Annotated in this window: 13 protein-coding genes; 7 read left to right on the top strand and 6 right to left on the bottom strand. The window is 37.0% G+C overall.

Going from position 1 to position 16,579, the window contains the following annotated elements; genetic code table 11:
• Positions 1–40: 40 nt before the first annotated feature.
• Positions 41–1,573 (bottom strand): ABC-F family ATP-binding cassette domain-containing protein, encoded by a 1,533-nt coding sequence (locus JZO71_RS00510; RefSeq protein WP_206897638.1) that lies wholly within the window; start codon positions 1,571–1,573, stop codon positions 41–43.
• A 237-nt stretch (positions 1,574–1,810) separates the two neighbouring features.
• On the opposite strand from JZO71_RS00510, the gene nagB reads away from it, so the two are divergent.
• The 3 genes from nagB (at position 1,811) to JZO71_RS00495 (ending at position 5,433) form a co-directional block, all read left to right on the top strand.
• A complete protein-coding gene (gene nagB / locus JZO71_RS00505; protein ID WP_206897637.1) occupies positions 1,811–2,512 on the top strand; it encodes a glucosamine-6-phosphate deaminase in 702 nt (233 codons plus the stop codon).
• Positions 2,513–2,867: 355 nt separating this feature from the next.
• On the top strand, positions 2,868–4,610 hold the full coding sequence (locus JZO71_RS00500; RefSeq protein ID WP_206897636.1) for a DUF2264 domain-containing protein: 1,743 nt from the start codon (positions 2,868–2,870) through the stop codon (positions 4,608–4,610).
• Positions 4,597–5,433 (top strand): hypothetical protein, encoded by an 837-nt coding sequence (locus JZO71_RS00495; protein ID WP_206897635.1) that lies wholly within the window; start codon positions 4,597–4,599, stop codon positions 5,431–5,433. The genes JZO71_RS00500 and JZO71_RS00495 overlap by 14 nt, the downstream gene beginning before the upstream one ends.
• A gap of 231 nt (positions 5,434–5,664) precedes the next feature.
• On the opposite strand, the gene JZO71_RS00490 is transcribed toward JZO71_RS00495, so the two are convergent.
• From JZO71_RS00490 to JZO71_RS00480, 3 genes are all read right to left on the bottom strand, one after another.
• Positions 5,665–7,464, bottom strand: a complete 1,800-nt coding sequence (locus tag JZO71_RS00490; protein WP_206897634.1) for a glycoside hydrolase family 35 protein — start codon at positions 7,462–7,464, stop codon at positions 5,665–5,667.
• Positions 7,465–7,476: 12 nt separating this feature from the next.
• Positions 7,477–8,682: a glycoside hydrolase family 88 protein gene (locus tag JZO71_RS00485; protein ID WP_206897633.1), complete on the bottom strand. Its 1,206-nt coding sequence runs from the start codon at positions 8,680–8,682 to the stop codon at positions 7,477–7,479.
• Between the two features lie 127 nt (positions 8,683–8,809).
• A complete protein-coding gene (locus JZO71_RS00480; protein ID WP_206897632.1) occupies positions 8,810–9,517 on the bottom strand; it encodes a GntR family transcriptional regulator in 708 nt (235 codons plus the stop codon).
• Between the two features lie 229 nt (positions 9,518–9,746).
• On the opposite strand from JZO71_RS00480, the gene JZO71_RS00475 reads away from it, so the two are divergent.
• The 4 genes from JZO71_RS00475 (at position 9,747) to JZO71_RS00460 (ending at position 13,103) form a co-directional block, all read left to right on the top strand.
• The gene (locus JZO71_RS00475; RefSeq protein ID WP_206897631.1) at positions 9,747–10,673 is read left to right on the top strand and encodes a PTS sugar transporter subunit IIAB; all 927 of its coding nucleotides are present in this window, start codon (positions 9,747–9,749) and stop codon (positions 10,671–10,673) included.
• A gap of 19 nt (positions 10,674–10,692) precedes the next feature.
• The gene (locus tag JZO71_RS00470) at positions 10,693–11,487 is read left to right on the top strand and encodes a PTS mannose/fructose/sorbose/N-acetylgalactosamine transporter subunit IIC (RefSeq protein ID WP_206897630.1); all 795 of its coding nucleotides are present in this window, start codon (positions 10,693–10,695) and stop codon (positions 11,485–11,487) included.
• Positions 11,474–12,280, top strand: a complete 807-nt coding sequence (locus JZO71_RS00465; protein WP_206897629.1) for a PTS system mannose/fructose/sorbose family transporter subunit IID — start codon at positions 11,474–11,476, stop codon at positions 12,278–12,280. The genes JZO71_RS00470 and JZO71_RS00465 overlap by 14 nt, the downstream gene beginning before the upstream one ends.
• Before the next feature lie 112 nt (positions 12,281–12,392).
• Entirely contained in the window at positions 12,393–13,103 is a 711-nt protein-coding gene (locus JZO71_RS00460) for an MgtC/SapB family protein (protein ID WP_067482927.1), read from the top strand.
• A 234-nt stretch (positions 13,104–13,337) separates the two neighbouring features.
• Here JZO71_RS00460 and nrdF read toward each other — a convergent pair whose 3' ends face one another.
• Entirely contained in the window at positions 13,338–14,303 is a 966-nt protein-coding gene (gene nrdF, locus JZO71_RS00455; protein WP_206897628.1) for a class 1b ribonucleoside-diphosphate reductase subunit beta, read from the bottom strand.
• A gap of 45 nt (positions 14,304–14,348) precedes the next feature.
• The gene (gene nrdE / locus JZO71_RS00450) at positions 14,349–16,508 is read right to left on the bottom strand and encodes a class 1b ribonucleoside-diphosphate reductase subunit alpha (protein ID WP_206897627.1); all 2,160 of its coding nucleotides are present in this window, start codon (positions 16,506–16,508) and stop codon (positions 14,349–14,351) included.
• Positions 16,509–16,579 lie beyond the last annotated feature (71 nt).

Genomic DNA, 16,579 nt, shown 5'->3' with positions numbered 1-16,579 from the left:
TCACCTTTTGATTTGCTAAGTGATTGTTGCTGTAAATTATCTAATTTGTTTCGATTTCAATCACTCGATCAACCAGTTCTTGATAAAATTCTTGTTCATGAGAAACAACTAAGACAGTTCCTGTAAATTGTTGGATTCCTTTTTGTAAACTTGCTTTCGTTTCGTGATCAATATGGTTCGTGGGTTCATCTAAAATCAGTAGATTTCCGCTGTTCATAGTCATCTGTGCAAGTTTTACTTTTGTTTGCTCACCACCACTTAGCGTAGCTAAAGGTTCGCTTGCCAGCTGGTTAACTAAGCCAGCTTTGGCTAATTGACGACGTAATTCTTTGATTGTTGCTTTGGGAAAGTGCCCACTTAAATATTGTAAAGGTGTTTCTAATGGATTTTCCCAAGTTAAATCTTGTGAAAAATAATTGATTTTGGTGTTTTCCGGAAAATGAAACTGTCCATCTAATTGTTTGATTTCACCAATTAAGGTTTTAAGTAATGTTGATTTTCCAATCCCATTAAAGCCACGAATCGCAACAGTTTCGCCAAAACGAATCGTCAAGTTAATAGGTGCTAGTAGAGGTCGTTCGTACCCAATGACTAAATCGGTTGTCTCTAGTGCTAATGTTGTGACGATTGGTGTGAAAGGAAAATCAAATACGGCAGTTGCTGTATTGGTTGGTGGCTTCAATCGATCGACTTTGTCTAATTGTTTTTGACGACTCTTTGCCATTGTTGAGCGAGAGCCAGCTTTGTATTTACGAATATAGGCTTCAGTTTTCTCGATTTGTTTTTGTTGTGCATGATATTGACGTAAATAACTTTCGCGGTTTTGTTCTTTTTGTTTCAAAGCTTGTTTTAGATGACCTGTATATTTTGTTAATTGACCGAATTCGATATCTGCAATGTGTGTGGTGATTTGATCTAAAAATTCTTGATCATGGGAAATCACGATATATGCACCTTGAAAGCTTTGTAGAAACTGTGTCAGCCATTGGATGTGTTGATCGTCTAAATGGTTTGTTGGTTCATCTAAGATTAAAACATCTGGATTTTCTAAAAGTAATTTAGCTAAGATCACTTTTGAACGTTGGCCACCACTCAGTTCTTTTAATAATGTATTGATACCTAACACATCCAAGCCAAGTCCGCTACTCATCTCAGCGACAAGTGTATCAATTTGATAAAAGATACCTTGATCGAGTTCGGTTTGTAATTTTCCTGCTTTTTCAAGTAGTGAGTCATCAAATGTCTCACCATATTGGATATAAAGTTCGCCGATTTTTTGTTCTTTTTCAAATTCATCAGCATAAGCAGTTTTCAGAAATTCTTGGATTGTCAATTGTTCATCGACTTCGACGTACTGATCTAAATAGCCACGATGAATATTCTTTTGCCATTGGACGTGACCGTTATCTGGCAGAATTTCCCCTGTGATAATTTTGATCAAGGTACTTTTTCCCGCGCCGTTTTGACCAATCAGTCCTAAATGCTCGCCAGCGTTTAATTGTAGTTGAATGTCTTCATAAAGAATTTTATCACCGAATTGTTGGGTGATATTTGTTAGCGTTAATATACTCATAATTTCTCCTTCTTAATAGTAAAAAAACTGCAGACAGTTCTGTCCGCAGTCGTCAAGTATCCTGGTTAAAATGCAGCAAAAATCAATTTAATTACCTCGTCTTATGCAAACTAACACAAATGAATGAAAAATGTCAAGAAAATGAAAAAAATTCAAATTTGGTCTATACTAATTATTGTAATCTGAAAAAAAGGGTGCTATAATTGGGCTATACCAAAACACAAAGGAGTAATCACTATGGAAATCATTCGTGTGAAAAACGCTGAAGAAGGCGGCAAAAAAGCTTTTGAAATAATCAAAGATGGCATGGCAAATGGGGCAAAGGTTTTAGGTTTGGCAACAGGTAGTACGCCAATTACTTTATATAAAGAAATGACTTCAAGCGACATTGATTTTAGTGACATGACTTCTGTTAACTTAGATGAGTATGTTGGACTAGGCGGATCAGATGAACAAAGTTACCGTCATTTTATGAACGTTCAATTATTTGATAAAAAACCATTCAAAGCAACTTATGTACCAAATGGTAAAGCGGAAGATTTAGTTGCTGCATGTAAAGAATATGACAAAACAATTGATGAAAATCCAATTGATATCCAAATCTTAGGAATTGGTCAAAATGGACATATTGGTTTCAACGAACCTGGTGCGCCACTTGACGGAACAACTTCTGTCGTTGACTTAACTGAATCAACAATCAATGCGAATAAACGCTTCTTTGATAAAGTGGAAGATGTACCAACTAAAGCTGTTTCAATGGGAATTGGTTCAATTCTTAAAGGCAAGAAAATCGTTTTGATGGCTTATGGCGAAAACAAAGCAGACGCAATCAAAGGAATGGTTGATGGACCTGTGACAACTGAAATGCCAGCAAGTGCATTGCAAAACCATGATAATGTTGTTGTAATCATCGACGAAGAAGCTGCAAGCAAGCTATAAGAAGAAGTTGCTTGGGAAACGCTGTTTATTCAGAAATAGGAGGTATGACAAAACTTTTGTCATACCTCCTATTTTCTTGTGTAAATTTCATTCAATGAGGCATTCGTGATGGGCGTTTTTATTTATTAACGAGCAAAATTATTTGATAAAAATTTTTTCATTTGTTTTAGGTTAAGTAAAAAAGGAAAGCTGGCTGAATCTTTGGAATGAAAAACACCTAGTGCAAAGTTAATAGGTTAAGTTAGTGGCTAAAAAAAATTCTTCTCATCTAACATTCATTTTGAAAAAAATGTTGAGTTGAAAAAGCAATAGTACCTTGTTATCCTTGACTGAAAGAGGTAAGGGGGGAGATTTAGTGTATCAGGGAGAAAGAACTCATTTTTTTACGCGCGAAGATTTTCAGTACGCATTGGAAGACATGATTCAACCTTTACGGGATGAGATGATTCATTCGGAATTATCCGGTTTACATTTGGGGAGTAGCGGAGCGGTATACGATCAAAAACGCGCAGATATGGAAGCGCTTATTCGAGTGCTTTGGGGATTAGGCCCATATTGGACGATGAAGCAAGAGGATGAGTTAAGAGATGCTTATATCCAAAAGGTTTCAAATGGGACCGACCCAGATAGTCCATTCTACTGGGGAGTAGTTGAAGATTACGATCAATATATCGTTGAAATGGCTGCACTTTCGCTAAATTTATTATTAAACAAAGATTATTTTTGGATGGAAATGTCTACCAAGGATCAACGAAATCTTGTTGCTTGGTTAGCCCAAGCGTTGGATAAAAAAATCCCGAAAAATAATTGGACTTTTTTCAAAGTATTGATTCGTTTGGCACTAGCCCATTGTGGAGAAAAGTTGAATCAGAAAAAATTGATTGAAGAATTGACTTTGATTGATACAATGGCGATTGAAAATGGTTGGTATGTGGATGGAAAACCAACACAAAAGGATTATTATGTACCCTTTGCATTTCATTATTATGGGTTGATTTTTGCGAAATTCATGAAAGAAGAACTACCAGAGTGGGCAGATAAATTTGTTGCTCGTGCTAAAAGGTTTGCGCAAGAGTTTATTTACTTTTTTGACTCAGATGGCGAGGCACTACCTTACGGACGAAGTCTAACTTATCGATTTGCGCAAGGTGCATTTTTTTCGGCACTGATTTTTGCAGAGGTTGAAGCAATTCCTTGGGGACAAATGAAAACACTGTTATCTAATCATCTGCAGACGTGGCTGGCACACGATATCTTTACTTTTGATGGTCGCTTGTCAATTGGTTATCACTATGAGAATCTTGTCATGGCAGAAGGATATAATGCCCCAGGATCACCTTATTGGGCATTTAAATTTTTCTTATTATTAGCTACGGAACGAACGCATCCATTTTGGCAAGCAGAGCCAGAACCAATTGTAAAAAAAGAAAACCAGTTCGTGACTACGGGGAATATGTTCATCGTTCAGGCAAAAAATGGACAGCATGTATTGGGTTATCCATTTGGAAATCTAGTGCATAACCAAGCACACGCAGAAGCGAAATACAGTAAATTTGTCTATTCGACCAAGTTTGGGTTTAGTGTCCCAAAAACTGGCGTCGAGTATGAAGCAGGTGCGTTTGATAATGTTTTGGCAGTTTCCAGAGATGGTCAATTTTACCGAGTGAAAGGAGAAGTCATTTCTTATCATGTCGATAACGATTGCGTAAGTTATCTCTGGCGACCTTTGGAAGAAGTAGAAATTCAGACAGAGATTTATCCTTTTGGTGAATGGCACGTACGATTTCATGAAATCAAAACGACGATTCCAATCGAAATCAGAGAAGGGGGATTTAGTTTGCCGTTAAAAGAGAAAAACATTGGAGGCGTAATTGAACCATTATCCGCGAAAATCAATTCTGAAGAGTTATGTTCGCAAATCATAGCGGTTGAAGGCTATGAAGAAGCAAATGCAACACAGCTGGAAGCAAATACTTCTTTGTTTTTCCCGCGGACTAGCTTACCGTATTTAAAAAATCATTTGCAACCCGGAACACATCGCTTGATTTGTTTAGTTGGTGGCATAACAGAAAAGGGAGAAAAACATGCTGAAAATTAGTTTGAAAAATCAATACAATCAACCAATTATTGGAAAAATCGATCATAACAAAGAGGTAGGACCATTTGAAGTGGCGGGAGAAGAAATGGCTGTTTTGGCAATTAAAGATTATCGTTACCAGTTTGGGGATAAAGTTGTTATAACTACAGAAGCGAATGAAAGTTATTTTGTCGTTCAGTTAGATGAAACATTAGCACCAAATTTAATCTATTTGCCCGAAGAAAAATGGGAATATCATTTTCCTTTGGAGGAATCTCTGATGCAATCAAGTGTAGAAACTGGATTTCAATCAACTCGTCATCAGTTGATGATTCGTAAAGCTTATGAATTTGAAATCACTAACTATCAAAACTTGTCCATCAACACACACGATCAAAAAAATGATACAGGTGTTTATCCGCATGCTTTTGCAAATGTAGAAACACGAAATGATGCTGTCTTTTTTGCTAAAAATGCGATTGATGGTAAATATGGCAACCTTTCTCATGGTTCCTATCCATTTGCTTCTTGGGGAATCAATCAACAAGCAGATGCAGAGTTAGTTATCGATTTTGGACGAATGATTGAAACAGATCGGGTACAAGTGCTCTTTCGCGGAGATTATCCACATGATAGTTTTTGGACAGAAATCACGTTACTTTTTTCAGATGGCGAAACGCTGGTCGTACCGACGACAAATACTTTGTCATTCCAAGAAATTACTTTCCCAATGAAAAAAACAAGCAAACTAACACTAAAAAATTTGAAAAAAGCAAATGATGATTCACCATTTCCAGCCCTAACACAAATCGAAGTCTTTGGACGAAATAGTCGCGACGAATAATTAAAAGGACATATCAAAAACGGCTGAGGCAAACGCTCCAGCCGTTTTATTCAAGTAAGTATGTGTTAGTCGTTGAAGTTAGTTGTTGAAGATGATGCTTTGAGCGATAATTTTTGTTGAGGTATGGTCAAAGTACACTCACTTTGACCATACTTTTTTATAGAAATAGGGGAATCAATCTTTAGAAAAGTCTCCTTATTACTTGAAGCTGGTCGCTTGGAGCCACAACCTTTACAGGTTTGGTCGATCAATAACTTTTTCCCTCGGCGTATCAACAAAACAGAGTTCTTCGATTTCTACTCCTTCCGTCTCAAAAATCACAAGTTCATTTTCTCCTTGTTTCAAGAAGCTTTTTGGACAATATAGAGTTAGAAGTGGCCCTTGATTCCAGTAGCGCCCCAGATTGATTCCGTTGACAATCACAACGCCTTTGCCATAACGAGAGCAATCAATAAATGTGTCTGCTGTGTCTGCTAAATCAAACTTGAATTGATAAAAAGAAGGTTGCTCTGGTACTTTGCCAGCTTGGTAATCAATTTTTTCGAGTTGTTCCTTTTCCAACGTCAATGGATAGTGAATGTATCCCTGATGAAAATGGATATCTTGCATGATGCCCCCGCGAATGCCCTTTGACTGTGCGGGTCCATTTAATTTAGCTCCGTAATTCACTCGACCTAAATTTTCTACTAATACATCAATTTGGATTACTTCGTTTTCTTTTTGACCAGTAATCATAATTTCTTCACCAAGTGTTTCTTGATATTGTGTAGCCTGATGCTTACCGTCACTATAGATATGTGCGCGATCACTAGTTTCGACAAGTCGTAATTTATTTTCGTGCTGATAATTTTTCCACTGAGCAGAATAGAGGATATAGCCATAACCTGTACTGACATTTTCCATGGTTAGTGGATAAGGAGAAGCAATCCCCGTCATCATTTGATCTTTTGTTTTGAAAAAAGAAACACTTTCTGTTACTGGATAATTTCCAAGAGCACGCATTTTTTTCGTTCTTGGTTCTGCTTGCCAAACATCAGGACAGACTTCTTTGATTGCTTGTTGCACGAGATAGTATTTTTCAGTTGGTTCACCGGATTCCGTTAACAATGCATCATAATCATAGCTGGTGACTTGTGGTAAGTCTGTCATTCCTCGAGCTGAACAGCCATTATAGAAGCCAAAATTTGTACCACCATGGAACATGTACAGATTGAGAGAGCCAATTTCCAGCATTTCTTTAACTTCATCTGCCAAATCTTGTGGATCACGTTTGATAATTGGTTCGTTCCAGCGATTAAACCAACCATCCCAGTATTCCATACACATGATAGGCCAATTTTTTCCATGTTGTTCCATGAATTTTTTTAAAACGTTTGCATTTTCTTTTGAACGACTACCAAAATTTCCAGTAACAAATACACCATCTTCAATCAATGTTCCAGCATCTAAAACTTCAGGCCAAGAACCATCTGAGGTAAATAGCGGGACAGTAATAGCAAAAGATTCAATTAATTGTTTTGTTTGGCGAAGGTATTCTTTTTCCATACCATATGAACCATACTCATTTTCGATTTGCATCATGATAACAGGACCACCTTGAGAAACTTGAAGTGGTGCTAATTTTGGTAGCAAAACAGTATAATAATTTTTGACTTTTTCCATAAATCGAGGATCAGTTGAGCGTAATCGTATACTAGGTTCTTTCAGAAGCCAGGCTGGTAAACCACCGAATTCCCATTCAGCACAAATGTAAACAGAAGGACGTAAAATAACCATCAAACCTAATTCTTGCGCTAACTTAACAAAAGCTACAACATCTTTTATTCCCTCGAACTCAAAAGTTCCTTCTTGAGGCTCATGGAAGTTCCAAGGAATGTAGGTTTCAACCGTGTTGGCGCCTAAAGCTTTTAAATTATACAGGCTATCTTCCCATTGAGCAGGTGCTAGACGAAAGTAGTGAATTGCTCCGCTGATTATTTTGATGGGTTCTCCATCAAGTAAAAAATCTTCTTTGATTTCAAATGTCTGCATCGTTTTTTCTCCTCACCAATATTTTTTCCACTCAGGTCTTGCTAAACGCATTAGTGCTTCAAAATAAAAATAATCACCCCAAAGGTTTGGTTCATCAATGCCTTTTCCTTCTGCATGAGCATAGACACCGTGTAATAAAAGACCTTCGTTTTTCGTTTCGGATTTGGCTGAATATTTTTCACCTAATCGATAAACCATTCCTTGCGCTAACTTCTTTGCAGCCGGATAGGCATTACTTTTTTCTGCTTCCAGTAGACCACATGCAGTGATTGCTAGAGCAGAACTGTCTTTGTCTGAAGGAACTTGGTCATTAAAATCAAAGTCCCAGTAAGGAACGAGATCTTGAGGTAAGTTCGTTAAAAAGACATCAACGATTGCCTTATAGTTTGGTGGGAAGCCAGTATTTGTCAGAGGTATAACTTCCTGTGTCCCATTTGGTTGATTATTTTGTAAATAGCTTTCATTTAATGGGATACCTAAAATTGCCCAGCTTTGTCCGCGCGCCCAAATTGACTCATCACTGTTCCCTTGATGGGTTGCTCCGTGGCTAGGTTCGCCAGTCAATGGATCAAAATAATAAGTATGAAAGGTTGTCGCGTTTTCTCGAATGACCGTTTTTAGTAAAGTATGATAGTGCTTTTGGGCAATTTCTTGATAGCGTGCATCGCCAGAAATTTCTGTTGCACGAAAGAGTAATGGCAAATTGATTAGTGAGTCAATGATTAGTCGATACTCTTTGGGCTCCCCAAATTTTCCCCAAGCTTGAATAAATTGTCCTTTTTGCTGGAACCGCGCCAGTAAAATATCTGCAGCTTGTAAAATTTGTTGCTGACACAACAAACTATCGGTAACAGTATAGCCTGCCCCAGCAGATAAACTATATAAAAAGCCGATGTCATGATGATCTAACACAAAATGCTTGTCTAATCGCTCTTGAAAGCTATGGATATTTTCCATCGCTCGAACTAAAAATAGTTTTTTTCCAGTCCATTCGTAAGCGAGCCAAAGCATTCCAGTCCAAAAACCATTTGTCCAATCATCATTTGGTTTGATTCGATAGCTTCCATCTGTTGCACAGGCAGAAGGAAAATCTAACCCATAACGTTGCATATTTGTTTCGATTTGTTGACAGCACCAATCTAATTGCTGTGCCAACCAGTCTTCTTGTACGTTACTACCGAGTTGAATCAATTCCTTTTGTTTATCTTGAAGTTTCATGAGAGCCTCCTTTTAACTTGTTAACATATTAACTTAGATTAGTATACCGTACTTAACTATAAAAAGCGAATGTTCCATTTCTTCTTATCCATTTAAAAAAGGGTGGAAGCACAAAAAAAGTGGTAGCTTACTCAGCTTCCACTTCGATTTTTGTTTTGAAATATTTCCAATGTTTGTAGCTGACGATATATTCTGCGACACTTTGATCCGCTAAGTAAGAATGTTTGACTTGCTTGACGACAGGCTCTCTAAAACTTAACTGTAATAAATTCAATAACTCAGAGTCATCAGAAAAAATAATTTCATCTGTTTCAACAGAAGACAGGGAAAATAAATCAATGTCAAAGTCTTTGCGTACCCGCTCATAAATACTTGCGTAGGTTGAGAGATCTTTTGCCAGTGGTTCTTTTACTAACTTTTTAGGTAAATGAGTAATATGTAAAAGAAAAGGCACGTCTTCAAAGAAACGAACGCGTTTGATTTTATAGTAGGAAGCATTGGCAGGTAAGCCAAGTTCCTTTAAAATAGTAGGGTGATTCTCTTCTTCAATGGCTAAAACTTTGACTTTTTCTTTATCTAAAGAATGAAGTTCAATATCAGAGAATTTCACACTTTGGGAGACTTTTGATTTGGAAACAAACGTTCCTTTTCCTTGAATACGGTACAGATAGCCGGCAGTCGTTAACTCGTTCAATGCTTTGACAGCCGTGATCGAGCTGACAGAATATTTTTGTTTGATGTCAGCTTCTGAATAAAATTTATCTCCAGGAATAAATTTATGTTTTTTTATTTCCACTAATAAATCTTGCTTAATTTGTTCATATTTGGGAATCATTTGATTATACCCTCCATTCTCTGCGCTAAATACTAACTAGTAGCATAACATGTTAACTTTAGTTTAGCAATTGATTATCTTTGAATTAATTCGTGAAATGTGATTTTTATCGGAAAAAATATAATATGTTAAGATGTTAGGTTTACGTGAAGAAAGTGGTGTGCTATAGTATGGGTATACGAAACATAATATATTAAGTTGAATATTCAATTTTGGGGGAGGAAGACAGATGAGAAATATCCTATTGATTAGCCATGGAAATATGGCAGAAGGAGTCAAAGCAAGTTTAGAGATGATTGTCGGCAAACAGGCACATGTTCACACAGCTTCTTTGAAACCAGATGGGGATAATTTACAATTTGAACATGAATTAAAAGAAAAAATGAAAGCCCTTAACGGAGAGACTTTGATTATTGCCGATTTATTGGGTGGAACACCGTGTAATGTTGCATCGACTAACTATCTTGAAAATGATGAGGTAGAAATTATTGCGGGAATGTCTTTACCATTAGTCATTGAAGCTACGTTGAACAGCCAAGCAAGTGTTAGTGAGTTGATTCAACTATCGATAAGTGGGATTGCAAACGTTAAAAAGAAAATGATGGAAGCCAAAGTCGAAAAGGATCCGATGGTTTCCAATGCAGAGTTAGAAAAATACAAACAATATGAAGGCAAAGCCAATATCGTTAATGTCCGCATCGATGAACGCTTGATTCATGGACAAGTGGCAGGTATTTGGTCACCCAGCTTGAATACGCAACGAATTATTGTGATCAATGATGAAGCGGCTAAAGATTCTTTACAAAAATCTTCATTAAGAATGGCAGCGCCTACATCGATGCGACTATCAGTTTTAGGCGTCGCTACTGCAGCTAAAAATATCCAATCAGGTAAGTACGGGAAGCAAAGAATATTCTTGGTCTTTAAAAATCCAACTGATGTATTGAGATACTTAGAAGCTGGTGGCCAACTGGAAACGGTCAATGTCGGAAACATGAGTTATAAAGAAGGCGCAAGAGATGTGACGAAGAGTATCAAAGTATTGAAAGAAGAAGAAACAGTTTTCGAAGCGATTGCTGCAAAAAAAGTGAAAATAACTGCACAATTAGTACCAAATGATCCAATTATCGATTTTATGGAAAAATTAAGAAGCTAATATTAGGAGGAAGACAGCCATGCATTTAGAAATATATCAAATTATTCTTATTACTGTTTATGCTTTTATTGCCATTAATGATTCACTTATTTCAAATACATTAACGCAGCCAGCGATTGCCGGAATGATTTCCGGAATGATCATGGGGGATTTAAAAACCGGATTAATGGTCGGCGGGACGCTCCAATTGATGCGTTTAGGTATCGCAGCATTTGGTGGCGCTTCGGTTCCTGATTACTTTACAGGAGCCGTGCTAGGAACTGCCTTTGCGGTGATTTCAGGAAAAGGGGCAGAGTATGGAATTGGGTTAGCTGTTCCAGTTTCTTTACTGATGCTGCAACTTGATGTAGTAGCTCGTTTCTGTAATGTTTTCTTGTTACACCGTATTGATCGTGCAATTGATGAGATGAAAATTAGCCGAATCCCTCGACTTGTATTGTCTGGTTCTTTCTTATGGGGATTATCACGTGCGCTTCCAATCCTGTTGATGTTACTTGTAGGTGACGCCGCTGTCTCAACAATTACTGAAAATACACCAGCTTGGTTGATGGATGGTCTAAAAACAGCTGGCGGTGTGTTACCAGTAGTTGGTATTGGGATCTTGCTACATTACCTTCCTACAAAACAATATATTCCCTATTTGCTTTTAGGTTTCTTTTTAGCTGCTTATTTGCAAGTCCCAATGTTAGGAATTTCAATTGTGGGTGTCATTGCAGCAATGATTGTCTTCAAACGTGATAGCGAAAAAGCAGCACATGTTCAAACAGTAGCAAACACTGGAACTTTCGAGGGAGGATTTGATGGTGATGAATAATCAAAAACTAACAAAAAAAGAATTAAACGCAATTAGTTGGCGTTATATTTTAGGAAGTCAATTGAACTGGAACTATGAACGAATGATGAGTTCAGGTTATTTATACGGCATGTTGCCTGTCTTGAAAAAGTTTTATGGGGAAGACCCATTGGAACTGCAAGATATGTTACGAACACATAACCAATTTTTTAATACAAATGCGATTTTTGGGAATTTGATTATGGGGATCGATGTCGCAATCGAAGAAGAAGATGGCTATCGAGCAAAAGATACGATCGTTGCACTAAAGACAGCGTTGATGGGCTCACTTGCAGGGGTAGGGGATTCACTATTCCATGTAATTTGGGGAACGATTTTTGGATCAATTGCAGGTACATTGGCTCAAAGTGGTTCAATTGTTGGCTGCGTCATTTGGGTTATTGCCAATATTGCTTTGTTATTTGGCCGGGCTGCGTTATTACCATTGGGCTATAAACAAGGGGTAAAATTAGTTACGACCTTAAAAGATAAGTTATCTGCTTTTACGAATGCTGCAACTGTCTTAGGGGTTACGGTTATTGGCGCATTGATTCCTTCCGTTGTGAAAGCAACTGTACCGTTTGTTTATAAAAAAGATGGCGTAGAACTAGTGATTCAAGATACATTGGATGCTATTTTACCTTCATTAGTACCAGTTTTATTAGTTTTGTTGACTTACTGGATGCTAGGCCACAAGAAATTAAATTCCACACGTGTCATCTGGATTATCTTGATTTTATCGATTGCGTTAAGTGCACTTGGAATCTTGGGCTAATCATAAAAGAGACAGGATTGAAAAGAAGACGACCAAATCAATGAGTATTTGGTTGTCTTCTTTTTTCTTACCCATAAAAAATGTGCTATATTGAATGAGAGGAGATGGTGAGATGGCAGATATGGTATTAACGATTCCAGAGATTACGCTGCGTTTAGGGTTGGCGATGTTGTTTGGGGGGGCAATTGGTTTTGAAAGACAATATAAAAATCGTCCAGCAGGAATGCGCACACATATTTTAGTTTGTATGGGTGCATGTATCATTGCTTTGATCCAAGTGGAAATTGCTGGAGGAGCAGTGCAAGATGCGATGCAACATCCAGATCTTTCAGGCGTGATTCGTTCAGATGAAGCAAGATTGATTGCTCAAGTTGTTAGTGGGATCGGTTTTTTAGGTGCTGGAACAATCATTGTAACAAAGCGCTCAGTGACTGGTTTGACGACAGCGGCTTCTCTTTGGGCAGGAGCTGGCCTTGGAATTGCGATCGGGATGGGCTTTTATTCAATTGCCATCATTAGTTTCATTGGCGTGATGATTGCCTTGACAATGGTTAAGCGGATTATTCACGTTCCGACAACAAAAAAATTAGAGATCCAATTTATTCATCGACAAGAAACCAAAGATTTTTTATCTGATTATTTTGAAGCAAGAAAAATTAAAATTGAAGATGTGAATTTTGATGTTAAATTTGTTGAAGATTATCGTATTTACACGAATATTTACACGATTGATTTACCTAAGGGAATGACTTACACGGATGTGATCGAGGAACTTTCCACGTATAAAAATATTACTAAGTTACGCCTGGTTAGTCTTTCTTGATAACTAGAAACGTAAAAAATGTCTGGGATATAATCATTTTGATTATGTCCCAGACATTTTTTTTATGAATCAACAATAGCTCAAAAGAAACTTGCAAAATAAGTCGAATGATCTTCAAAAGAGGTAAATCATTTTCAGATGATTTTTTGTTTTCCAGAGCGAATAGTTGGTGTATTACTTTCTTTTTATCGAAAGAAAAGTACCCAAAGATTCGATTAAAGAATGTCGAATCTTTTATTCTAATCCAATTAAGTAATCATCATCTTTCATTGCTTCCACATGACCTAGTAAATAACCATTTCCGACTTGAGAGAAGAAATCGTGGTTACTTGTACCAGTTGAGATCCCATTCATGACGATTGGATTGACATCATTTGCAGTATCTGGGAAAAGTGGGTCCATTCCGAGATTCATCAATGCTTTATTTGCATTGTAGCGTAAGAAAGTTTTTACTTCCTCTGTCCAACCCATTTCATCATATAATTCTTCTGTATAACGTTCTTCATTTTCATACAATTCGTAAAGCAAATTGTACATCCAGTCTTTTAATTGTTCTTGTTCTGCTTCAGGTAACTCGTTGTAGCCAAGTTGGAATTTATAACCAATATATGTTCCATGAACAGATTCATCGCGGATAATCAATTTGATGATTTCAGCAACGTTTGCTAATTTGTTATTTCCTAAATAATAAAGAGGTGTATAAAAACCAGAGTAGAAGAGGAATGTTTCTAAGAAAACACTCGCCACTTTTTTCTCTAAAGGTGTACCGTTTTTATAAATCTCATTGATGCGTTCCGCTTTGCGTTGTAAATAGACGTTCGTATTAGTCCACTCAAAAATTTCTTCAATTTCTTTTTTTGTATTTAATGTACTGAAAATAGAAGAGTAGCTTTTCGCGTGAACAGATTCCATAAACTGAATATTATTTAAAACAGCTTCTTCATGTGGCGTACGGACATCATTTCGTAGCTGATCCATCCCGCTTTCTGATTGGACTGTATCAAGCAACGTCAAACCACCGAATACATGACCAACGGTTTCTTTTTCTAGTTCAGAAAGTGTCCGCCAGTCGTCTAAGTCGTTTGAAAGTGGGATACGGGTATCTAACCAAAACTGTTCCGTTAGCTTTTCCCAGGTAGACTTGTCAATAATATCTTCGATTTCATTCCAGTTAATTGCTTCATAATAAGTTTCTGACATGGGTTTACTCCTTTATTGATTGTCGTTTCTAAATTCGTGCTCTTGTTAAATGACACAACTTTCACATTGATTGCTACCGATTTCTTCTGCATCATCGGTAAAGGTACGTACATAATAAATTGATTTCACGCCTTTATGGAAGGCATAGTGACGTAAAATATTTAAATCACGTGTGGATTGTTTGCTACTTGTTTTCCATTCATATAAGCCTTCTGGAATTTCTGAACGCATAAATAAAGTTAAGCTCATTCCTTGATCGACGTGCTTTTGTGCCGTCGCATAAATGTCAATAACTTTACGCATATCCATGTCGTAAGCAGAAGTATAGTAAGGAATCGTTTCATTTGAAAGATAAGGTGCAGGATAGTAAATTTTACCGATTTTCTTTTCTTGACGTTCTTCAATCATTCGCGTAATCGGATGGATACTTGCACTTGTATCATTAATGTAAGAAATTGAACCGTTTGGTGCTACCGCCAGACGATTTTGATGATATAGACCATCTTTCATAATCGCTTGTTTTAACTCTTCCCAATCTTGTGCAGTTGGGACGAAGATACCTTTAAATAATGCTTTTACTTTTTCAGATTTTGGTTGGAACTCGCCAGTGATATATTTGTCAAAGTAAGTACCATTCGCATAGTCTGATTTTTCAAAGTTATGGAAAACTTCCTTACGTTCACGAGCAATTTGATTACTTTCGACTAATGTCCAGTAATTCAACAACATGAAATAGATATTGGTAAAGTCTAACGAATCTTCAGAACCATATTCCATTTGTTCTTTTGCAAAGTAAGTGTGTAAGCCCATTGCACCTAATCCAATTGTGTGATTTAGTTTATTTCCATTTTGGATTGGTGGCACAACATCAATATCAGAAGCATCTGTAATGTATGTTAGGGCACGAGTCATTGTTCGAATCGATTTTCCAAAGTCGGGACTATCCATCAAGTTAACGATATTCGTTGAACCTAAATTACATGAAATATCTGTTCCTAACACTTCATACTCTTGCTTGCCATTGATGACAGATGGTGTTTGAACTTGTAAGATTTCAGAACATAGATTACTCATGATGATTTTGCCGTCGATTGGATTTTCACGGTTCGCTGTATCAATATTGATGATATAAGGATAACCAGATTCTTGTTGTAATTTTGAAATTTCATTTTCTAAATCACGTGCTTTGATTTTTTGTTTACGAATATTAGGGTTTGCTACTAAATTATCATATTCTTCCGTGATATCTACGTAAGAAAATGGAACGCCGTATTCTTTTTCTACACTATAAGGACTAAATAAATACATTTCTTCGTTTTTACGAGTCAATTCATAGAACTTATCAGGAACAACGACACCAAGAGAAAGTGTTTTGACACGTATTTTTTCATCAGCATTTTCTTTTTTTGCAGATAAAAAGGCAACGATATCTGGGTGAAAAACGTTCAAATAAACCACGCCAGCGCCTTGACGTTGACCTAATTGATTTGAATAACTAAAGCTGTCTTCGAATAATTTCATGACAGGAACGACACCACTAGCTGCGCCTTCATATCCTTTGATAGGAGCACCTGCTTCACGTAAGTTGGAAAGAGTAATCCCCACACCGCCACCAATACGAGATAATTGTAGGGCAGAGTTGATTGATCGCCCAATCGAATTCATATCATCAGTCACTTGTGTTAAGAAACAAGAAACTAATTCGCCACGGCGTTTACGCCCAGCATTCAAGAATGAAGGAGTCGCAGGTTGGTAACGTTGATGGATCATTTCATCGGCTAAAGCTAACGCAAGCGCTTCGTCACCGTTTGCAAAGTACAAGGCATTGAAAGCTACACGATCTTCATAAGATTCAAGGTAGGCAGAGCCATCATTCGTTTTTAACGCATATTGAGAATAAAATTTATAAGCTGCCATAAATGACTTAAAGGTAAAGTGTTGGTCTGCCAAAAATTGATACAACTTTTCAATAAATTTATCAGAATATAATTGGATAAATTCTGCTTCGATATATTGATTTTCAATCAGATAATCGATTTTTTCTTTGATTGTTGGAAATGTCATTGTATTTGGTTGCACATTTTCCTCAAAAAAAGCTGCAAGAGCTTCTTTATCTTTGTTCAAAGGAATTTGACCGTTAACTGGTCGGTTAATCTCGTTGTTTAACTTAAAGTAACTGACATCTTTTAAATTTTTAAGACTCATAAGTACGCCAACCTTCTTTTCTTTTTGTTTAGTTTTGGAGAATCGTGCTTTAAAAAAGGATTCGGGGCTTT

Source organism: Candidatus Enterococcus courvalinii, from assembly GCF_017315945.1.
Classification (GTDB): Bacteria; Bacillota; Bacilli; order Lactobacillales; family Enterococcaceae; genus Enterococcus_B; species Enterococcus_B courvalinii.
The sequence above is the reverse complement of the archived record's forward strand: the minus strand, read 5'-3'. Positions and strand labels throughout refer to the sequence as shown.